A 21,999-nucleotide genomic window follows, 5' to 3' on the forward strand; every position below is an offset into this window, starting at 1 on the left:
AATGAGCGAATTTAGTGTGTTAGAAATGGACCAAGGAAATAATGGTCATGGTAAAATTGAAATTGCTCCTGAAGTGATTGAAGTGATTGCTGGTATTGCTGCTGCTGAAGTAGAAGGTGTTGCGGGCATGAGAGGCAACTTTGCAACAGGGGTTGTAGAACGATTAGGCAAGAAAAATCACGGTAAAGGTGTTAAGGTTGAACTGACCGAAACAGGGATTAAAGTAGATGTATACTGCATGATGAAGTTTGGGGTATCCATCCCTTCTGTTGCTGGTAAAGTCCAAGATAATATTCGTCAAGCATTACTTAATATGACTGCTTTAGATGCTGAAGAAGTGAACATACATGTAGTTGGGATTCAATTTGAAAACCAAAAGCATGAGCCAGAAGTAGATCAAGAAGTATAACCTACAAAAACCAAAGGAGAGATTCCTTTGGTTTTTCTATTTATCTAACTATTCTAAAAAAATGTGGGAATTTGAAAAAAATCATCCTTACAGTGCGAATCCAATTTAGTTATGCTATTATCTTTTTATGTGAAAACTATCTTGAAGTTGAATTCCTGTACTATGTATGAAAAATAGACAAAAATTATTTAATATATCTAAAGGAGTTAACGTTATAATGAAAAGAAGAACAGCAAGGGAAAAAGCGCTACAGGCTCTGTTTCAAATCGATGTTAGCAATACTGATCCATCATTAGCTATTGAACATGTATTAGAGGGGGAAATGGGAGACGAATATTTATCAAACCTAGTTATAGGAGTAGTAGAGCACAAAGAAGAAATTGACAAGCTAATAATTGAAAACCTTGAAAAGTGGTCTATGGATCGTTTGGCAACAGTGGACCGAAACTTATTGAGAATTGCTGCATATGAATTAAAGTTTTATCGAAATGAAATTCCTGAAAATGTTATTTTAGATGAAGCCATTGAGATAGCTAAAATTTACGGGGATGACCAATCAAGCAAATTTATTAATGGAGTTCTTTCAAAGGTGAAACAAACGCTTCTTGCCAATTAATTGATTGGTTTCACTCCTAGTATAGGGAGAGTTAAAAATGACAGCCACAATTATTAATGGAAAAGAGATCGCCGAGAAAAAAAGAGTAGAAATTGCTGAAGAGGTTAAAAGGATAAAAGGGCAAGGGGTCACACCAGGGTTAGCGGTTATCCTTGTCGGTGATGACCATGCTTCTCGAACATATGTTACAAATAAAGAAAAGGCTTGTAAACAACTAGGGATGAATTCACTATTAATTGAAATGCATGAAGAGGTTTCAGAAGAAGAACTTCTTCAAAAGATTAGGGAGTTAAACGAAGATTCTGAAGTACATGGAATCTTAGTTCAATTGCCTCTTCCTAAACATATCGATGAAAAAAAGGTGATTGAATCCATTTCTCCATTAAAAGATGTAGATGGGTTTCATCCAATAAATATTGGCAGGATGATGACAGGACAGAATGCTTTCCTCCCTTGTACACCATATGGGATTATGGTTTTACTTGAAGAGTCGGGCATATCCATTCCAGGAAAGCATGTTGTGGTTGTAGGGCGGAGTAATATCGTAGGTAAGCCAGTAGGTCAATTATTCTTAAATCAGCATGCAACAGTCACATACTGTCATTCAAAAACAAGGGACTTAAAGTTACATACCAATCAAGCAGATATCCTTGTTGCTGCAGTTGGCATTCCAAACTTCATAAAGGCTGAACATGTCAAAGATAATGCAGTTGTTATCGATGTAGGGATTAATAGGAATGAGGCAGGTAAGCTTTGTGGAGATGTTGCTTTTGATGAAGTAAGTAAAAAAGCAGGATATATTACTCCAGTTCCAAAGGGAGTAGGCCCCATGACCATTACCATGCTTATGTACAATACCTTAAAGTCAGCCGCTGAAAGTCTAAACCGAAATAAGTAGGTGCTTGTCCTTATCTTTTATTCCTTTTGTTCTTTTTAAGTCAATCTTTCTGACAAAGAAAAGAGCAAAATGTATAATGGATAAGGACAATTTCAGCTAATCAGCCGAAAAGAGGATTAGAAATGCAGGAACAAAGATATTTATCTGTGAATGCTTTAACCAAATACATAAAAAGAAAATTTGATGCAGATCCCCATTTGCGAGATATTCATGTAAGAGGGGAGATTTCAAATTTTAAACAGCATTCGAGTGGACATATGTATTTTACATTAAAGGATGAGAAAGCTCGGATTCTTGCGGTAATGTTCTCCAGTCAATCCCGCCTTATGAAATTTTCTCCTGAAAACGGGATGAAGGTAATCGTAAAGGGAGATATTTCTGTATACGAACCAAGTGGACAATATCAAATTTATATTAAGGAAATGCGCCCAGAAGGTATTGGGGAATTGTTTTTAGCCTATGAGCAGTTAAAACAGCGTCTTGATGCAGAAGGGTTATTCTCAGCTGAAACCAAAAAGCCTATACCGATGTATCCAAGAACAGTTGGTGTAATTACTTCCCCAACAGGTGCTGCAATTAGAGATGTCATTACAACCATTAAACGACGCTATCCCATTGCAAATATTCTTGTTTTCCCAGCACTTGTGCAAGGTGAAAATGCAGCTCCTTCCATTGTTAAGGCAATTGAAAAGGCAAATACCATGAACGAAATTGATGTATTAATTGTTGGACGTGGCGGAGGCTCAATTGAGGAGTTATGGGCATTTAATGAAGAAATAACAGCACGTGCGATTTTTTTATCTAAAATCCCAATTATATCTGCTGTTGGTCATGAAACAGACTTCACCATTGCCGATTTTGTTGCTGATTTGCGGGCTCCTACTCCTACAGGTGCTGCGGAGCTTGCGGTTCCACATATTGAAGAATTAATGGACAGAATACTTCAGCGGCAAACCCGTCTGCTTCGTGCCATGAAGGGGAAATTTCAATTTGAGAGTGAACGATTAAATCGAGCAAAAAAATCCTATGCTTTTCGTTACCCACATCGTTTATATGAACAGAAATTGGAACAGGTTGACAAATTAACAGAAATGCTTGTTCGTGGGACCTCGAGATTATCATTAATAAAAAAAGGTCAGTATGAACTTCTACATAAACGGTTACAACGGAACCATCCAAGAGAAATGATCCTTGAATCAACGAGCCGTTTGGAGCGTTCTCAAAAAGAAATGGACCGCTCTATGGCGCAAATATTAACAACGAAAAAAAATGATTTTAACCGGGTGTTATCGACCTTACAAGCATTAAGTCCATTAAAAATCATGGAACGTGGGTATAGTTTGGCTTATTCGGAGGATAACCGTTTGGTGAAAAGTGTAAAACAGGTAAGTGTGAATGAACAGGTACAAATTCAATTATCTGACGGTAGTCTTTTCTGTAAAGTGGAGAATATAAAGGGGAGCGAAAAAAGTGACGAATGAAAAAAAGTTATCCTTTGAAGATGCAATGACAAAGTTAGAACAAATCGTAGATAAACTTGAAGAAGGAGATGTACCGTTGGAAGAGGCGATCCTTTTTTATAAAGAGGGGATGGAATTATCTAAGCTTTGTCATGATAAATTGAAAAGTGTGGAAGAACAACTTACTCAAATCATTACGGAGGATGGACGTAAAGAGAATTTTTCTATTGAAGGGGAGGAATAAGACTTGGAAGCTAGGGCTTTAGAAACATTTGCGCAAGAGTATAAACAACTGCTTGAAGATGAGCTTCGAAGGCTGGTTGAAAAGCTTATGGCTCCTCCTATTATTAAAGAATCTATGATTTATTCTCTTGAAGCAGGAGGAAAAAGAATTCGCCCTTTATTATTGTTTGCTACCTTAGATGCGTTTGGAATGAATCCTAAAAAAGGGCTGTTAGCTGCCGCTGCAATTGAAATGATTCATACCTATTCCTTAATTCACGACGATCTACCAAGTATGGATAATGATGACTTAAGAAGGGGAAAACCGACTAATCATAAAGTATTCGGCGACGCCATCGCGATTTTAGCTGGAGATGCTTTGTTAACTTATAGCTTTGAAGTAATAGGTCAACTTCCAACCGACGTTTTCTCAGCTGACACCAAGCTTAAATTAGTAGTTGAATTGGCAAAAGCAGCTGGAACGGAAGGGATGGTCGGTGGACAAGTAGCAGACATGGAAGGGGAAGCAAAATCACTTTCACTGGCAGAACTGGAGTATATACATATTCATAAAACAGGTAAGCTGCTTGGTTTTAGTGTCTTGGCTGGTGGGATTATGGCAGGTGCTAATCAAGAACAACTTCATCACCTATCAGGGTTTGCTCATCATTTGGGACTTGCCTTTCAAATTCAAGACGATATCCTCGATTTGGTTGGGAATCAAGAAAAAATTGGTAAACCTGTAGGAAGCGATACAACGAATTTAAAAAGTACATATCCTCAATTGTTAACCTTGGAAGGTGCACGAACAGCGCTGAAAGACCAAATCACCTCAGCGAAGGAAAATCTGGAGAAAACAAGCTTAAATACCCAACTGCTAAGTCAAATCACTGATTTAGTAGCATCGAGGGATCACTAACAAAGGCTATTTGAGGCATCGAACTAAGTGTGTTATAATTATTTTCAATGTAGAAAACGTTGACAATGCCGTTATCACTTAGTGTTAGCGGCTATTTTTTCAGAAAAAGTGTTATGATAAATTATAAGATAGTAAAACTGATGTTTAGATAGAAAAAGTATGAAAGTGAGTGGTCCAAAAATGGATCTGTTATCAATAAAAGACCCATCCTTTTTAAAAGGATTGACAAATAAAGAGTTGGAGGCTTTAAGTCAGGATATTCGTCAATTCTTGGTCGAAAAGCTGTCTGTGACTGGAGGCCATATTGGACCAAATTTAGGTGTAGTTGAACTAACAATTGCGTTACATAAATGTTTTGACAGTCCAAGGGACAAGATCATTTGGGATGTAGGACATCAGTCCTATGTTCATAAAATTTTAACCGGCAGAGCATGTGAATTTGATACTTTACGTCAATATAAAGGCCTTTGTGGGTTTCCAAAACGAATTGAAAGTGACCATGACGTTTGGGAGACAGGACATAGTTCAACCTCTCTATCTGCAGCTATGGGGATGGCAATTGCCAGGGATATAAAAAAGGAAAATTCCTTTGTTATTCCTGTGATTGGTGATGGTGCCTTAACAGGTGGAATGGCATTAGAAGCTTTAAATCACATTGGCCATGAAAAAAAGGATATGATCGTCATATTGAATGATAACGAAATGTCCATTGCGCCTAATGTTGGGGCACTACATAATATCCTTGGCCAATTAAGAACAGCTGGAAAATATCAATGGGTGAAAGACGAACTAGAAGTGATTTTGAAAAAAGTTCCTGCTGTTGGTGGAGTTCTTGCAGCCACTGCGGAACGTGTAAAAGATAGTCTTAAATATTTATTTGTTTCTGGTATGTTTTTTGAAGAGCTTGGTTTTACTTATTTAGGACCAATTGATGGTCATAACTTTGAGGACTTATTTGAAAACCTTGCCTATGCGAGAAAAACAGAAGGCCCTGTACTCCTTCATGTGATTACGAAGAAGGGGAAGGGATATAAGCCTGCAGAAAGCGATAAGACGGGTACATGGCATGGTACAGGCCCATATAAAATGGATACAGGTGATTTTGTAAAGCCGGCGAAAGCACAGCCACCAGCATGGAGCAGTTTGGTTAGTGAGACCGTTCGAAAACTCGCTCGAGTGGATGATAGAATTGTGGCCATTACCCCCGCAATGCCTGTTGGATCAAAGCTCGAAGGTTTTGCTAGTGAGTTTCCAGATCGAATGTTTGATGTAGGGATTGCTGAGCAACATGCTGCTACCGTTGCTGCAGGATTGGCTACGCAAAATATGAAGCCTTTTCTAGCTATTTATTCCACTTTCTTACAGCGAGCATACGACCAGGTCGTACATGATATTTGCCGCCAAAACTTAAACGTATTTATTGGAATAGACCGGGCAGGTTTAGTAGGCGCAGATGGTGAAACACACCAAGGCGTATTTGACATCGCTTTTCTAAGGCACGTTCCTAATATCGTTTTAATGATGCCGAAGGACGAAAACGAAGGTCAACATATGGTGTATACGGCTTTAAATTATGATGATGGACCTATTGCAATGAGATTTCCACGTGGAAATGGTGTAGGGGTACCGATGGATGAGGATTTTAAAAAGATTCCTATTGGCACTTGGGAGGTCTTAAAAGAAGGTGATGATGCGGCTATTCTAACCTTCGGAACAACAATTCCAATGGCGATGGAAGCGGCTAAGATTCTTGAAAAGCGAGGAATCTTTGTAAAAGTCATTAATGCTCGGTTCATCAAACCTCTTGATGAAAAGATGCTATTAGGTTTGTTAGAAAAAAATATCCCTCTCCTTACCGTGGAAGAAGCGGTATTACAAGGTGGATTTGGAAGTTCCGTTCTTGAATTTGCGCATGACCATGGCTATGCTCAGGCATTAATAGACCGAATCGGTATTCCAGACCAATTTATTGAACATGGGGATGTAGGGTTACTATTAGAAGAAATAGGATTAACTACTGAAGAAGTGGTCAAAAAAGTGTCCACAATGGCAAGGAAAAAACAGCAAAGGGCATAAATAATGAAAAATAAAGAACGATTAGATGTGTTACTCGTGGAGCGAGGTTTAATTGAGACGCGAGAAAAAGCAAAAAGAGCGATTATGGCAGGGCTTGTATACACAAATGAAGAGCGGTTGGATAAACCTGGTGAAAAAGTGAAGGTGGACATTCCACTAAATATCAAAGGAAATACGATGCCATATGTCAGTCGAGGCGGGTTGAAACTTGAAAAGGCACTAAAAGTATTCGATGTAAGCGTGACAGATAAAGTTCTGCTTGATATCGGTGCTTCTACAGGCGGTTTTACAGATTGTGCTTTACAAAATGGGGCAAAAATGTCATATGCACTTGACGTAGGCTACAATCAGCTTGCTTGGAAGCTTAGACAGGATGAACGTGTTGTGGTTATGGAACGGACAAACTTTCGTTATGTAACTCCCTCAGATCTCGCGGGGGAAATGCCGAGTTTTGCTTCCATTGACGTGTCTTTTATTTCCTTAACACTAATTTTGCCAGTATTAAAAACACTACTGATCCCAGGTAGTGATATCATTGCACTTATTAAGCCTCAATTTGAAGCAGGCCGTGATCAGGTCGGTAAAAAAGGAATTGTTCGTGACGAAAAGGTTCATTTACAAGTCATTGAAAAAATTATTCATTTTTCCGTTAAAGAAGGATATATAGTAACTAATCTTTCCTATTCGCCAATTACAGGCGGCGATGGGAATATTGAATTCTTACTACATTTAAAATGGGAAGGTGAGCGGGAACTCGGTGAAAGTAATCTCCCTATCGGACCAATGGATATTGTAAAACAAGCTCATTTAGAATTTAAAACGAAGCAGACACCAGAAGGATAGGCAATTGCTTATCCTTTTATGTATATGAATGTATTTTTATAAAGGATTTTCATGTACAACTTTAGGAAAATGGGCTAACATATGAAATATATACGACATTTTAGTACAATATACTCTGATGTTTTTAAAGACTATGGGGTGAAAGAATGAATAAAGGTCAACGTCATATTAAAATTAGAGAAATCATTGCCAGCAATGATATTGAGACTCAGGATGATTTGGTTGATGAGCTGAAAAATGCTGGTTACAATGTGACACAAGCCACCGTTTCACGTGATATTAAAGAACTTCATTTAGTAAAGGTTCCATTGATTGATGGGCGTTATAAATACAGCCTTCCAGCGGATCAGCGTTTTAATCCATTGCAAAAATTAAAAAGATCTTTAATTGATGCTTTTGTAAGAATCGATTCTGCAGGGCATTTACTCGTTATGAAATGTTTGCCAGGTAATGCTATGGCAATTGGTGCCCTCATTGACAATCTGGATTGGGAAGAAATATTAGGAACGATTTGTGGTGACGATACCATGTTAATTATTTGTCGAACACCAGAAGATACAGAAGTCATTACAAACCGGTTCCTTGACATGCTTTAATTGGGGGAGAGTTCGTTGATAGCAGAACTATCAATAAAAAACTTTGCGATAATCGAATCCCTTTCCATTTCCTTTGAAAAGGGATTAACTGTATTAACCGGAGAAACAGGCGCAGGAAAATCTATAATCATTGATGCCATCCATTTACTGGTAGGTGGCAGAGGATCCGCAGAATTTGTGCGTCATGGTGAGGAGAAGGCTGAAATAGAGGGACTTTTTCAACTGGATGACCCTAATCATCCCATTATTTCGAAATCATTAGAATTTGGTATAGAAATTGAAGAAGGTATGGTGGTTCTACGACGAGACATATCACGAACTGGAAAAAGTGTTTGTCGAATCAATGGAAAGTTGGTTACAATATCAACCCTTCGTGAAATAGGTTCCACTCTTGTTGATATTCATGGGCAACATGAACATCAAGAGTTAATGGATGAAATGAGACATTTATCATTGCTCGACCAGTTTGGTTCGGAAGAAATTGCAGGTTCACATGCAGAATACCTAGATGTCTTTCGAAGGTACGAGCAAACACTTCAAAAGCTAAAGTCATTAAGTGAGAATGATCAACAAACAGCACACCGACTGGATTTGATTCAATTTCAATTAGACGAAATTCAAAAAGCCAATCTAAAACTTCATGAAGATGAAGAGCTTTCAGAAGAAAGAAGAAAGTTAGGGAATTTTGAAAGGACGTTTGAGGCCATTCAATCGAGTTATACGGCCTTGCATGGGGAGCAGAGAGGATTAGATTGGCTAAGTATGGTCATGGGCCACTTAGAAGATGCTGCGGCGCTAGACTCAACGTATAAAGATATATTTGAAGCTGTTTCGAATAGCTATTACCAGTTGGAAGATGCTGCAAGAACTTTACGAAATGAACTGGATGGATTAGAATACGATCCCCAAAGGTTAAATGAAATTGAGGATCGACTAAATGAAATTAACCAGTTAAAACGTAAATATGGTAAAACGATTAATGATATTGTTGAATATGCAGCAAAGATTGAAGAAGAAATTGAAACCTTACAGAACAAAGAAACACATATATCTGAATTAGAAAAAGAATTATCTTCAATCAAAAAAGATCTAATTCTAGAGGCTAAGCAGTTATCTGAAATCCGTCATAAGTGGGCAGATAAACTTACGAAGCTCATTCATAAGGAATTGAAGGAATTATACATGGCCAAGACTATATTTGAAATGCGGTTTGAAACGGATTTTGAGCATTTCTCTAAAACAGGAGTGGACCATGTGGAATTTTATATTTCGACTAACCCTGGTGAGCCACTCAAGCCTTTGTCAAGGGTTGCATCAGGGGGAGAATTATCAAGGATTATGTTGGCCCTCAAGAGCATTTTTTCTCAACACCAAGGTGTTACCTCTATTATTTTTGATGAGGTAGATACCGGAGTCAGCGGAAGAGTAGCTCAATCTATCGCAGAAAAGATTTATAAGGTAGCATCTGGTTCACAAGTTTTATGTATATCCCATTTACCTCAAGTAGCTGCCATGGCAGATACTCATTTGTTTATTTCAAAGGTTATTACTGGAGGAAGAACAAAAACTTATGTAACACCGTTGAATGTTGAAGAGAAGATTAAAGAAATTGGAAGAATGATTTCTGGAGCGGAAATTACCGATCTTACGAAGAAACACGCTGAAGAATTAATATTTTTAGCAGGTGAAAATAAAAAAACTTGAAAAGCTATCCAATAAGGGTAGCTTTTTTATGTTAAACCGAGTTATAAATGCTTGTCAAGGAGGCAAAATTAAAGATGTAGCCATTTCTTCAAAGTTGTGAAAAGAAGCGAGGAGAGTGAAAAATTTGAAGCTAGACATAATTAGAAAGATTATTGGTGGAATTCTCCTTGTTTCATTAATTAGCCTTATCTTTTTTCAGCCTATACAGCAGTACATTGCAATACCAAAAACCATTACAGTTTTTGAAGGTCAAGATTACACGTTTAAAAAGGCTGCCCCGGTATCAGCCGCTATACAATCTCACAACTCAAATATCACACTTGCTCAGGAAAAACATGCAGTATCGGTAAAGGCAACGGAAAAAGGGAAAAACGAAATGCTTCTAGAATTTGCTGGTATCCCTATAAAAAAGGTCGATGTACATGTTTTAAAGGATTTTCGCGTCATTCCAGGTGGCCAATCAATTGGTGTAAAGCTAAATACTGTAGGTGTCTTAGTGGTCGGACACCATTTAATCAATACAGCAAATGGCAAAAAATCACCTGGTGAAATTGCCGGAATCAAAGTTGGAGACATTATCACAGAAATAAATGGGAACAAAATTGAAAAAATGACAGATGTCGCACCATTTGTCCAAACAGCTGGACAGGATGGAAATGCTCTCGATATGGTTATTAGTAGAGAAAGTGGAAAATTTACGACAAAACTTACTCCTTTAAAGGATAAAGGAGAAAACACTTATAAGCTTGGTTTATATATCAGGGATTCAGCAGCAGGAATTGGGACCATGACATTTGTTCATCCACAATCTAAAAAATATGGTGCCCTAGGACATGTCATCTCAGACATGGATACAAAAAAGCCAATTGTCGTTGAAGATGGACAAATTGTCCGTTCTACCGTTACCTCTATTGAGAAGGGAAGTAATGGGGATCCAGGTGAAAAACTTGCACGTTTTTCTTCTGATCGTGAAATTGTAGGAAATATCCAAAAAAACAGTCCCTTTGGTATTTTTGGTGAGCTAAATAAAGATTTAAAAAATGGAATCATGGATAAACCGCTGCCAATAGCATTATCCCATCAGGTGAAAGAAGGACCTGCAAAAATCTTAACAGTGGTCAACGATGACCGAGTAGAAGAATTTAACATAGAGATAGTTAGTACAATTCCGCAAAAGTTTCCAGCTACTAAGGGCATGGTGATAAAAGTAACGGACCCTAAGCTTCTTGAAAAAACCGGAGGAATCGTCCAAGGAATGAGTGGAAGTCCGATTATTCAAGATGGAAAGCTTGTTGGTGCCGTAACACATGTCTTTGTGAATGATCCTACCTCTGGATATGGTGTTCATATCGAGTGGATGCTAAATGAAGCTGGAATTAATATATACGAAACACCAAAGAATAAAGCAAGTTAAATCAGAAAATAATCGTATCTCTTCCGCGATTAAATAATAGTGTCACCTTCTAAAGCGAAATAGGTTATCCTCCTATTTTGCTTCTTCTTTTGTTTAAAAATTTTTCGACAAAAATCTGTTAAATGTTGGAAAAGATGCGAATTTAGTCGAATAGGCGAGAAAAACAGAGAAAAGATAAGATTTTATCACTATTTTAAGAAATATTAAAAAAATGAGAGGAATTTTTGTTGCATTGTCGAATTTGTAATTTAGAATAGAATTAAGAGACTACAGACATTAAGAAAAATGAAATAGAGAATTGAACAGATTGAGGGAGGAACTGGAATTGAAGAAAATTAAAGTTTGTGTCGTTGATGATAATAGGGAATTAGTTGGGTTATTAGAGGACTATATTTCGTCCCAAGATGATATGGAAGTTGAAGGGATCGCTCATAATGGACAAGAATGCTTGGAAATGTTAGCTTCTGCTGATCCAGATGTTCTTGTTTTGGATATTATTATGCCACATCTCGATGGGTTGGCTGTACTTGAGCGCCTGCGTGAACTAAAAAAAGGAGCACTTCCAAATGTAATCATGCTGACTGCCTTTGGCCAAGAGGATGTAACAAAAAAAGCTGTTGAACTAGGAGCATCCTATTTTATTTTGAAACCATTTGATATGGAGAACTTAGGTAGCCATATTCGTCAGGTTAGTGGTAATGCAAGTGCATTTACCCGTAAGATGCCAACAAACAGTTACCGCTCTCACTCTGAGCAAAAGCCAAAAAATTTAGATGCAAGTATTACTAGTATTATTCATGAAATTGGTGTTCCGGCGCATATTAAAGGATATTTATATCTGCGGGAAGCAATTTCCATGGTATATAACGATATCGAATTATTAGGATCCATTACAAAGGTATTGTATCCAGACATCGCAAAAAAATATAACACAACAGCAAGTCGTGTTGAGCGTGCCATTCGTCATGCCATTGAAGTGGCTTGGAGCCGCGGCAATATCGACTCCATTTCTTCGTTGTTTGGATACACAGTCAGTATGTCAAAGGCAAAGCCGACCAATAGTGAATTTATTGCCATGGTGGCAGATAAACTTCGTTTGGAGCATAAGGCTTCTTGAAAGAGTGAGGAATAACCTTACTTAGGCCGAACCATAAGAAAGACCAATGAATGCTCATTGGTCTTTTATTTATGGTTAGAAAGCACTCCCTAATTTTTTGAAAATCTGATAATATAAAGAATGCATGAACCAGTCTTCATATTACATACGTTTTGGTGCTGAAAGGATGTAAAACCTCTTGTTTGAAACATTACTGTTGAATTTCCTATTTATACTTTTACCAGTTGTCATTTTTTTAATCTTCTTTGAAAATAGGCCAAATTCTTTCAACAAAATAATTCTTATTTTTCTGTCAACAGTAACTATGGTTCTTTGTATGACCATCCCAATTAAATTGAAAGTTGGATTTAATGTTGATTTGCGGTACATTCCAATTATTATTGTTGCCCTTTTTGGAGGCTACAAAAAGGTATTTCCTTTATATGTAGTATTAAATGTATACCGTTATTATTTAGGTGGAGATGGAATCCTTCAATCATTTTTATATTCTACTGGAGTATTTATTCTTTTACCTGCTTTTAGTCAAAAGTTCAAACAATTAAGTTCTAAAAGGAGAATTTCTACTGCAGCATTGGTGTCATTCCTAAATGTAGGGGTGTATCTCATAAGCTTAAGTTTTTATTTTAATCCCTTGAATAGGGAATTTTGGACTCTCACATTTTATACCCTGACAACCTACACTGGAATGATGATTATCATTATGGTCCTGATAGAGCAAATTATCACTAATTCCAAAAATCGAGAAAGATTTTTACAATCAGAACGATTAAATGTTGTCAGTGAATTATCAGCTAGTGTGTCTCATGAAATAAGAAACCCGCTTACGGTAACAAGTGGTTTTCTCCAGCTTCTAAGTGAATCCAAAACAATCAGTCATGAGGAACGAAGATATGTTGAATTATCATTGCAAGAATTAAATCGAGCCGAAAGGATAGTTAGTAACTATCTCTCTCTTGCTAAGCCACAATCAGAAAATATGGTTTACTCTGACTTTAAAGAAGAAGCAGAATATATAAAGGATCTAATCATTCCTTATGCGACCATGCATCAAGTGGAAGTCCAATTCTGTTTTAATAACACACTAAAAATAAGATATGATAAGAACCAAATACAGCAATGTTTAATAAATTTATTAAAAAACGGAATTGAAGCTATGAAGGACAAAGGCGGCACGCTAATCATTGATATTTTTGAACAAAAGCAAAATATAGTTTTTAAAATTTCAGATACTGGAATTGGAATGACAAAAGAGGAAATTTTACGGTTAGGGAAACCGTATTATTCTACGAAGGAAGAAGGAACAGGTCTTGGAATGCTAATGGTATATAGTACCGTTAATAAGGTGAAGGGGAAAATTGAGGTAGAAAGTGAGAAAGGAAGAGGTACTACTTTTCTCATAACGATACCAGTTTAAGCCTTCATCCCATGAATGAAGGCATTTATTTATTAATATGTTATAAAAGAAGTATCTACTTATTTCTCTTGTTTCTTTTCCAATTCCATTAGTTTTTGGATTAGAATATGCTGTGGCATATGCATAAGCTGTTCTAGTGGAACGTTTAACTGCTTAGAAAGTTTGATGGCTGTTTCTGGCGATAATTGTAATGGTTTCATTATAAAGTTCCTCCATTTTTTGAAGTTGGGAAGTGAAAAAATGACACAAATTTTTGCGCATCGTGGTTATTCGGCTTCTTTTGCTGAGAATACAATGGGTGCCTTTTATGAAGCGGAAAAGGCTGGAGCAGATGGTATAGAACTCGATGTTCAATTAACAAAAGACGGCGAGATTGTCGTTATTCACGATGAAAAAGTGGATAGAACGACAAGTGGTACTGGATTTGTTAAAGATTTTTTATATAAAGAAATTAGAAATCTAAATGCTAATCATAAGGGTCTTAAAAAAGAACCGATTCCATCCCTAATTGAAGTACTGGAATGGATGCGAACAAACAAGCTTGTATGTAACATTGAACTAAAGAATGGGTTGATTCCCTATGAAGGAATGGAAGAAAAAGTCGTTCAGCTTGTTCGAAGGTATGGATTAGCTGATCGAATTATTATTTCCTCCTTTAATCACTATAGTATAGTCTATAGTTACAGGATAGCCCCAGAAATTGAAACAGCACCTCTATTTATTGAAGGGATTTATATGCCATGGATTTATTCACAATCGATTAGAGCAAGAGGGATTCACCCTAAACACTCATCGATGTCGGATAATATCATCATGAATACTATGGATAACGGGATTGCTGTGAGACCGTATACGGTCAATAAGGACGTAGATATGCACCGTTTCTTTAATATTAATTGCACTGCTATTATTACGGATGATCCGGTGAAGGCGCTTCGAATAAGGAAACAATATGAAAAGAGACCGTAACGGCCTCTTTTTTATTTTTTAAATTTCGTTTGTACTTTATTTCTTTTACGATCTCTATGGAAGATAAAGCCAGCTACAAATCCTAGACCTCCGATAAAGAAAAGTAAGCCCACGATAAATTGTAGAAGTAAAAATGGAAAGGGGGCTTGGAGAATACCAAATGTCATATCACGCATTAATTTAATCCCTAAAGCGGCAAAAATTCCTGGAATGACTAAAATAGCAAGGGCGATAATCCGTTTCATACATAAATCCTTCCAAAGTTTAATTTTAATTGAAGTTCTACCTCATCAAAATATTAGTACATAGATAAAATTTGTCAAGACATGTGTTTGGTAATAAAATAAAACATGAAGAAAATTGCATGGGTTTGTTAAAATTAAATGAAAAAAATTTCTTTTTTCAAAGGGGTATTAATCATGCAAAACGTGATGATTGTTGGCGCTGGAAAAGGCGGTACTGCAATCTTAAAAATTCTGAAAGAATCAGAGGTGCTAAGGGTTGCAGTAGTAATTGACCGTAACGAGGATGCACCGGGCATTTTATTAGCCAAAAAAGAGGGCATTCAAACAGGGACAAGCTGGAAATCATTTATAACAGAGAATATAGATATTATTATCGAAGTGACGGGAAATGACGCGGTCTTTCAAGAGTTACGAGATACAAAAAATAAGAAGACAGTATTGATTCCGGGGAGCGTGGCTTTCCTAGTTTCACAGCTAATGGAAGAAAAAGAAGAACTGGTGCAAAAACACCAAAATGAATCGTATCAACAGGAATTGATTTTCAATGCAACTAACGATGGGATGCTTGTAATTGATAATCATGGAAAAGTCATTTTGTTTAACAAGCGTGCTGAAGAAATAATGGGGGTGAAGAAAGACCAGGCAATTGGCAAGAACGTAGTGGATGTAATCCCTACAACCCGCCTCCCTTTGATTCTTGAGAGTAGGAGAATAGAGGCAAACCAGGAAATGGTGTTAAGTAATGAAAGAAAAATTATTACGACACGTATTCCGATTATTGAAGAAAACGGAACATTAATAGGGGCTTTCGCTGTTTTTAAAGATATAACTGAGGTGGTTAATCTAGCGGAAGAAATCACTGATTTAAAGGAAATTCAAACAATGCTTCAAGCCATTATTCACTCTAGTGACGATGCCATTTCCGTTGTTGATGAAAATGGACGAGGGATTCTGATCAATCCTGCTTACACTCGTATTACCGGACTAACACAAGAGCAAGTAATTGGTAAACCTGCGACTGCAGACATTTCTGAAGGAGAAAGTATGCATATGAAGGTACTTCAAACTAGAAGAGCGGTCCGTGGTACCCCAATGAGAGTTGGCCCAAATAAACGAGAAGTGATTGTAAACGTTGCACCAATTATTGTTAAAGGAAAATTAAAGGGCAGCGTGGGGGTTATCCATGACATGTCTGAAATTAAATCCCTGAATCGGGAATTAAATCGGGCTAGACAGTTGATTCGTAAATTGGAGGCAAAATATACCTTCGAGGATATTATCGGTCAATCAGATGAATTGATGCTGGCGATTGAGCAAGCGAGGCTTGGAGCAAAAACACCTGCAACAGTCCTCCTAAGAGGAGAGTCAGGGACAGGAAAAGAATTATTCGCCCATGCTATACATAATGCAAGTGATCGAAAATACAACAAGTTTATTCGTGTGAACTGTGCTGCCATTTCTGAAACATTATTGGAGAGCGAGTTATTTGGTTATGAAGAAGGTGCTTTTTCTGGGGCGGTAAGAGGTGGAAAAAAAGGCTTTTTTGAAGAAGCGAATAATGGAAGTATTTTTCTTGATGAAATTGGTGAGCTTTCTGCCAATACACAAGCAAAGCTGTTAAGGGTACTGCAAGAAAATGAAATTACTCGTGTAGGTGGAACGAAGCCTATTTCTATTAATGTCAGAGTCATTGCGGCCACCAATGTTAATTTAGAAAAAGGTATTGCCACTGGTTCCTTTAGGGAAGACTTATACTATCGTTTGAATCGAATGCCTATTCATATTCCGCCGTTAAGAAAACGAAAGGAAGAAATTCCTGTTCTCTGTGCGAGGTTAATTCTAAAAATTAATCGTGATTATGGTAGGAATGTTGAAGGAGTTACGCCTGCAGCGTTATTTCAGTTAATGGGATATGATTGGCCAGGGAATGTTCGGGAATTAGAAAATATACTTGGCAGAGCTATTATTTTTATGAAATACAATGAGACATTAATTGATGTACATCACTTACCTGAATTACAAAATAAAAAAGGTACGGTCCACTCCCAAACAAATTCTAATGACTCTTTCACATTAGAACAATCCTTATCGGATCTATTAGAGGATTATGAGGCGAAGATAATCCAACAAACACTTACCCGATTAAATGGCAATAAAACTTTAACGGCAAAAACGTTAGGTTTATCAGTAAGGAATTTATATTACAAGCTTGATAAATACAACATTGAAAAAAATAGCATGCAATAATTTTCATGGTATGAAAATTATTGCAGAGTGCTTTTAAGTAAAATGAAGCGTTTTCATATTTAAAAGTTGGCACGAAACTTGCATATTAATAAGATGGAGTTGCAGGAAAAGGAGAAAGGGTTGATAACAACTTGTTGCTAGACTCATTAATTGAAAAAGCAACCCGGGAAGGCACTAATACGGTTGCAGTTGCTGCCGCAGAGGATGTAGAGGTAATTGAAGCGATTTTAGATGCAGTCAATCGAAACCTCGCTCGTTTTATCCTGTTCGGAGACCAAAATAAAATAAAATCTTTACTAGAAATGAAAAAGTATGATGATCGGGGAAATAACTCATTAAAAATCGTTCATACAAATTCAACAATGGATTCAGCAGCATTAGCTGTTAAGGCTGTCTTTCAAAAAGAAGCCGATGTTTTGATGAAAGGGAATCTCCCTACTAATTTCATTTTAAAAGCTGTCTTAAATAAGGAATTTGGCTTAAGAACGGGAAATGTGCTATCACATGTTGCTTTTTTTGAAATTCCAGGATATGAGCGGTTTACCATTGTTACCGATGCTGCTATGAATATTACACCTGATCTCCAACAAAAAGCACAAATTATTAATAACGCTGTTTCTTTAGCAAAATGTATAGGAATTGAAACACCAAAAGTTGCTCCATTAGCTGCTGTAGAAGTGGTAAATCCTTCGATGCAGGCAACAGTTGACGCAGCCTCACTAACCATGATGAATAAGCGTGGTCAAATTTCTGGCTGCATCGTTGATGGCCCTCTTGCCTTAGATAATGCAGTTTCGGTATCAGCGGCAGAACATAAAGGAATCCAGAGTGAAGTAGCCGGCAACGCTGATATTCTGTTGGTTCCGACAATTGAGGTTGGTAATGTATTATATAAATCATTAATTTATTTTGCTAAAGCGAAGGTGGGGGCTGTTATTGCTGGGGCTAAGGCGCCAATTGTTTTAACATCACGAGCAGACTCAGCAGAAAGTAAGCTTTATTCACTCGCATTAGCGTTATGTTGTGTTGAAAAATAGAGATTCTTAAAATTCGAGGAGGAATACGAACATGGAAATTTTCAAGTATTTAGAGACTTATGATTATGAGCAAGTGGTGTTTTGCCAAGATAAACAATCTGGGTTAAAAGCAATTATTGCCATTCATGATACTACACTTGGACCTGCTTTGGGTGGAACACGTATGTGGACATATGAGTCAGAGGATGCAGCAATTGAAGATGCACTTCGATTAGCAAAAGGGATGACTTATAAAAATGCTGCGGCAGGATTAAATCTTGGTGGAGGAAAAACAGTTATCATTGGTGATCCTCGAAAAGATAAGAACGAAGAAATGTTCCGAGCTTTTGGACGTTACATTCAGGGGCTAAATGGAAGATATATTACTGCCGAAGATGTTGGTACAACAGTTGCTGATATGGATTTAATTCATGAAGAGACAGATTATGTTACAGGTATCTCGCCAGCATTTGGTTCTTCAGGTAACCCATCACCTGTAACTGCTTATGGTGTATATAGAGGAATGAAAGCAGCAGCAAAAGCAGCTTTCGATTCAGATTCTCTTGAAGGAAAAGTAATTGCCGTACAGGGTGTTGGGAATGTCGCTTACAACCTATGCCGCCACTTGCACGAAGAAGGGGCAAAGTTAATTGTAACTGATATTAACAAAGAAGCAGTTCAACGTGCGGTTGAAGAATTTGGAGCACGTGCCGTTGATCCTAATGAAATTTATAGTGTTGAATGTGATATCTATGCACCATGTGCATTAGGTGCAACAATCAATGACGATACAATTCCACAATTAAAAGCGAAAGTAATTGCTGGAGCTGCAAACAATCAATTAAAAGAAACTCGTCATGGTGATCTTATTCATGAAATGGGCATTATTTATGCACCTGACTATGTAATCAATGCGGGTGGAGTCATTAACGTTGCAGATGAACTTTATGGATATAACCGTGAACGGGCATTAAAGAAAGTCGAGCAGCTTTATACAAGTATTGAAAAGGTAATCGAAATCTCCAAACGTGATGGTATTCCAACCTATCTGGCTGCCGATCGTATGGTTGAAGAGAGAATTGAAAGAATGCGTAATTCAAGAAGCCAGTTCCTTCAGAACGGACATCACATTTTAAGTCGCAGAATTTCAAGATAAACACATTTGTGGAATAAGATTAGGGGCAGAACGCTGAATACGATATTCAGCGTCTTTGCCTTTAGATAGATGTCTAAAATGGAGGTAACAACGTGCTAGATAAAGAATATCGAATTCTCATTATCAACCCAGGCTCAACATCCACTAAGATCGGAGTCTTCGATAACGAAGTTTCAATTTTTGAAAAAACCATTCGTCATGATGCAGAAGAAATTAATTCCTATACTAATATTATTGATCAATATGAATTTAGAAAAAACACGATTTTGGAAACACTGGATAAAGAAGGAATAAATATCTCTAAATTATCCGCCGTTTGCGGTCGTGGTGGATTGCTTCGCCCTATTGAAGGGGGCACCTATGCTGTTAATGATCGAATGCTTGAAGACCTGCGGGCTGGTTTTTCAGGTCAGCATGCATCAAACTTGGGTGGAATTATTGCCTATGAAATTGCATCAGGATTAAATATTCCATCCTTTATTGTAGATCCTGTTGTTGTAGATGAACTCGATCAGATTGCTAGAATTTCCGGCTTCTCATTGATTGAAAGAAAGAGTATTTTTCATGCGTTAAATCAAAAAGCAGTCGCTCGAAGAGTAGCAAAGGATCTTGGGAAAAAGTACACAGATTTGAACTTAATAGTTACCCATATGGGAGGCGGTATCACCGTTGGCATACATAAACAGGGGAGAGTAGTTGATGTGAACAACGGTCTACACGGGGATGGGCCATTTAGTCCAGAACGTGCCGGAACAGTGCCTGCAGGTGATTTAATTGCGCTTTGTTTCTCAGGAGAACATTATCGTGAAGAGATAATGAAAAAACTTGTTGGGCAGGGTGGCTTAGTAGGCTACCTTGGAACAAACGATGCAATAAAGGTAGAACAGCGAATTGAAGCTGGAGACCAAGAGGCGAAGTTGGTTTATGATGCTATGGCCTATCAAGTGGCAAAAGAGATCGGTGCCGCAAGTGCAGTACTATCAGGAAAAGTAGATGCAATTATTTTAACGGGCGGTCTTGCATATGGAAAAGGCTTTGTGAAATCTATCACCGATCGGATTAATTGGATTGCGGACGTCATTGTCCAACCAGGTGAGAATGAACTCCAAGCGCTTGCAGAAGGAGCCCTTCGAGTCCTTCGCGGAGAAGAAGAAGTGAAAACGTACCCAGGAAATTTTTCAACTGCAAAAATCTAGGGAAAATGGGGAGGAAATACAATTGGCACAAGAATACGATTTAGTCATTCTTGGCGGGGGAACTGGCGGTTATGTTGCTGCCATTCGCGCCTCACAGCTCGGACTAAAAACAGCTATAGTAGAAAAAGGGAAGCTTGGTGGGACTTGTCTGCATCAAGGGTGTATCCCTAGTAAGGCACTACTTCGCAGCGCAGAAGTCTTTGCTACAGCCAAACATAGCGAAAACTTTGGAGTAGTTACTGGCGATGTGTCTGTTGATTTTGGAAGAGTACAGGAAAGAAAAAATAAAATTATTGACCAGCTTCATAAAGGTGTTCAACATCTAATGAAACAAGGCAAAATTGATGTTTTTCATGGAATTGGCCGCATCTTAGGTCCATCTATTTTTTCACCAATGCCTGGAACGATTTCAGTTGAGATGAACAATGGTGACGACAATGAAATGTTACTTCCTAAAAACGTGATTGTAGCAACTGGTTCAAGACCTAGAACACTTCCAGGACTTGAAATTGATGGAGAATATGTAATGTCTTCAGATGAAGCGCTACAGCTTGAAGCACTTCCAAGTTCAATTGTTATTGTCGGCGGCGGTGTCATCGGCATTGAATGGGCATCCATGCTTTCTGATTTCGGAGTAGAAGTGACGGTTATTGAGTATGCTGATCGAATTATTCCGACTGAAGATAAAGAAATCTCCAAAGAGATGCAACGTTTAATGAAGAAAAAAGGAGTTAAACTGGTAACTAGTGCGAAGGTACTTCCAAAAACACTTGTAAAGGATAATGGTGTGCGCATAAGCGCTGAAGTGAAAGGTGAACAGAAGGAATTTAAGGCTGAAAAACTTCTTGTATCTGTGGGACGTCAAGCGAATACTGAAGGAATCGGGCTTGAGAATACCGAAATTCAAGTTGAAAAAGGCTTTGTTGTTACAAATGAATTTTTCCAAACAAAGGAATCACATATTTATGCCATTGGTGATGTAATTGGTGGTTTACAGTTAGCACACGTTGCTTCTCACGAGGGTATAGTTGCTGTTGAGCATATCGCTGGCAAGGACCCGTCACCATTTGACTATAATCTAGTTTCAAGATGTATTTACAGTAATCCAGAGGTTTCTAGTGTAGGAATAACAGAGGAACAAGCAAAGGAAAAGGGGCATAAAGTGAAAATTGGAAAGTTTTCCTTTAAGGCGATTGGGAAGGCTCTTGTTTTTGGAGAATCAGATGGATTTGTGAAAATTGTTGCTGATGAAGAGACCAATGATATTCTAGGGGTGCATATGATTGGTCCACATGTGACTGATATGATTTCTGAGGCAGGACTCGCCATGGTATTAGATGCGACACCATGGGAAATTGCTCATACCATTCATCCACATCCAAGTCTTTCAGAGGCAATTGGTGAAGCCGCACTAGCGGTTGATGGGAAGGCAATACATTCATAAGTAAGGTAAGGTTATTAGCGAACAAATGGGAGGTAAGA

General features: G+C 37.8%; 20 protein-coding genes and 1 pseudogene. 19 read left to right on the forward strand and 2 right to left on the reverse strand.

What is annotated here, in order from left to right:
- Position 1: 1 nt before the first annotated feature.
- The 13 genes and pseudogenes from QFZ87_RS10515 (at position 2) to QFZ87_RS10575 (ending at position 13,688) form a co-directional block, all read left to right on the forward strand.
- Positions 2-409 (forward strand): Asp23/Gls24 family envelope stress response protein, encoded by a 408-nt coding sequence (locus QFZ87_RS10515; protein WP_308083236.1) that lies wholly within the window; start codon positions 2-4, stop codon positions 407-409.
- Positions 410-626: 217 nt separating this feature from the next.
- Complete coding sequence (nusB, locus tag QFZ87_RS10520; RefSeq protein WP_309860776.1) at positions 627-1,025, forward strand: transcription antitermination factor NusB; 399 nt, start codon at positions 627-629, stop codon at positions 1,023-1,025.
- A 37-nt stretch (positions 1,026-1,062) separates the two neighbouring features.
- On the forward strand, positions 1,063-1,923 hold the full coding sequence (gene folD, locus QFZ87_RS10525; protein WP_309860780.1) for a bifunctional methylenetetrahydrofolate dehydrogenase/methenyltetrahydrofolate cyclohydrolase FolD: 861 nt from the start codon (positions 1,063-1,065) through the stop codon (positions 1,921-1,923).
- Between the two features lie 122 nt (positions 1,924-2,045).
- Positions 2,046-3,404: an exodeoxyribonuclease VII large subunit gene (xseA, locus tag QFZ87_RS10530; protein WP_309860783.1), complete on the forward strand. Its 1,359-nt coding sequence runs from the start codon at positions 2,046-2,048 to the stop codon at positions 3,402-3,404.
- On the forward strand, positions 3,394-3,627 hold the full coding sequence (locus tag QFZ87_RS10535; RefSeq protein ID WP_308083240.1) for an exodeoxyribonuclease VII small subunit: 234 nt from the start codon (positions 3,394-3,396) through the stop codon (positions 3,625-3,627). The genes xseA and QFZ87_RS10535 overlap by 11 nt, the downstream gene beginning before the upstream one ends.
- A 3-nt stretch (positions 3,628-3,630) precedes the next feature.
- A complete protein-coding gene (locus QFZ87_RS10540; RefSeq protein ID WP_309860786.1) occupies positions 3,631-4,524 on the forward strand; it encodes a polyprenyl synthetase family protein in 894 nt (297 codons plus the stop codon).
- Between the two features lie 180 nt (positions 4,525-4,704).
- Positions 4,705-6,614: pseudogene (gene dxs / locus QFZ87_RS10545) on the forward strand (1-deoxy-D-xylulose-5-phosphate synthase).
- On the forward strand, positions 6,604-7,443 hold the full coding sequence (locus QFZ87_RS10550; protein ID WP_309860789.1) for a TlyA family RNA methyltransferase: 840 nt from the start codon (positions 6,604-6,606) through the stop codon (positions 7,441-7,443). The pseudogene dxs and the gene QFZ87_RS10550 overlap by 11 nt, the downstream one beginning before the upstream one ends.
- Positions 7,444-7,589: 146 nt before the next feature.
- On the forward strand, positions 7,590-8,039 hold the full coding sequence (ahrC, locus tag QFZ87_RS10555; RefSeq protein ID WP_307286860.1) for a transcriptional regulator AhrC/ArgR: 450 nt from the start codon (positions 7,590-7,592) through the stop codon (positions 8,037-8,039).
- Between the two features lie 15 nt (positions 8,040-8,054).
- Positions 8,055-9,743, forward strand: a complete 1,689-nt coding sequence (gene recN / locus QFZ87_RS10560; protein ID WP_309860795.1) for a DNA repair protein RecN — start codon at positions 8,055-8,057, stop codon at positions 9,741-9,743.
- A gap of 124 nt (positions 9,744-9,867) precedes the next feature.
- The gene (gene spoIVB / locus QFZ87_RS10565) at positions 9,868-11,157 is read left to right on the forward strand and encodes a SpoIVB peptidase (protein WP_309860799.1); all 1,290 of its coding nucleotides are present in this window, start codon (positions 9,868-9,870) and stop codon (positions 11,155-11,157) included.
- Between the two features lie 325 nt (positions 11,158-11,482).
- The gene (spo0A, locus tag QFZ87_RS10570; RefSeq protein WP_309860802.1) at positions 11,483-12,274 is read left to right on the forward strand and encodes a sporulation transcription factor Spo0A; all 792 of its coding nucleotides are present in this window, start codon (positions 11,483-11,485) and stop codon (positions 12,272-12,274) included.
- A gap of 196 nt (positions 12,275-12,470) precedes the next feature.
- Complete coding sequence (locus tag QFZ87_RS10575; protein WP_309867775.1) at positions 12,471-13,688, forward strand: ATP-binding protein; 1,218 nt, start codon at positions 12,471-12,473, stop codon at positions 13,686-13,688.
- Positions 13,689-13,747: 59 nt separating this feature from the next.
- Here the strand turns inward: QFZ87_RS10575 and QFZ87_RS10580 are convergent, their stop codons facing one another.
- Positions 13,748-13,888, reverse strand: a complete 141-nt coding sequence (locus QFZ87_RS10580; RefSeq protein WP_309860805.1) for a YycC family protein — start codon at positions 13,886-13,888, stop codon at positions 13,748-13,750.
- A 40-nt stretch (positions 13,889-13,928) separates the two neighbouring features.
- On the opposite strand from QFZ87_RS10580, the gene QFZ87_RS10585 reads away from it, so the two are divergent.
- Positions 13,929-14,657 (forward strand): glycerophosphodiester phosphodiesterase, encoded by a 729-nt coding sequence (locus tag QFZ87_RS10585; RefSeq protein WP_308083250.1) that lies wholly within the window; start codon positions 13,929-13,931, stop codon positions 14,655-14,657.
- A gap of 11 nt (positions 14,658-14,668) precedes the next feature.
- Here QFZ87_RS10585 and QFZ87_RS10590 read toward each other — a convergent pair whose 3' ends face one another.
- Positions 14,669-14,902: a DUF2627 domain-containing protein gene (locus tag QFZ87_RS10590; protein ID WP_309860810.1), complete on the reverse strand. Its 234-nt coding sequence runs from the start codon at positions 14,900-14,902 to the stop codon at positions 14,669-14,671.
- Positions 14,903-15,076: 174 nt separating this feature from the next.
- Here QFZ87_RS10590 and QFZ87_RS10595 point away from each other — a divergent pair, with 174 nt between their 5' ends.
- From QFZ87_RS10595 to lpdA, 5 genes are all read left to right on the forward strand, one after another.
- Positions 15,077-17,149: a sigma 54-interacting transcriptional regulator gene (locus QFZ87_RS10595; protein WP_309867778.1), complete on the forward strand. Its 2,073-nt coding sequence runs from the start codon at positions 15,077-15,079 to the stop codon at positions 17,147-17,149.
- A gap of 131 nt (positions 17,150-17,280) precedes the next feature.
- Entirely contained in the window at positions 17,281-18,186 is a 906-nt protein-coding gene (gene yqiS, locus QFZ87_RS10600) for a phosphate butyryltransferase (RefSeq protein ID WP_309860813.1), read from the forward strand.
- Between the two features lie 31 nt (positions 18,187-18,217).
- Entirely contained in the window at positions 18,218-19,321 is a 1,104-nt protein-coding gene (gene bcd / locus QFZ87_RS10605; protein ID WP_307286867.1) for a branched-chain amino acid dehydrogenase, read from the forward strand.
- Between the two features lie 92 nt (positions 19,322-19,413).
- Complete coding sequence (gene buk, locus QFZ87_RS10610) at positions 19,414-20,517, forward strand: butyrate kinase (protein ID WP_309860817.1); 1,104 nt, start codon at positions 19,414-19,416, stop codon at positions 20,515-20,517.
- 22 nt (positions 20,518-20,539) lie between these two features.
- Positions 20,540-21,961 carry a dihydrolipoyl dehydrogenase gene (gene lpdA / locus QFZ87_RS10615; RefSeq protein ID WP_309860821.1) on the forward strand — a complete coding sequence of 474 codons (1,422 nt, stop codon included), beginning with the start codon at positions 20,540-20,542 and terminating at the stop codon, positions 21,959-21,961.
- The last annotated feature ends 38 nt before the right edge of the window (positions 21,962-21,999 follow it).

Origin of the sequence: Bacillus sp. SLBN-46 (genome assembly GCF_031453555.1) — a bacterium.
In the GTDB taxonomy this organism is placed as follows: domain Bacteria; phylum Bacillota; class Bacilli; order Bacillales; family Cytobacillaceae; genus Neobacillus.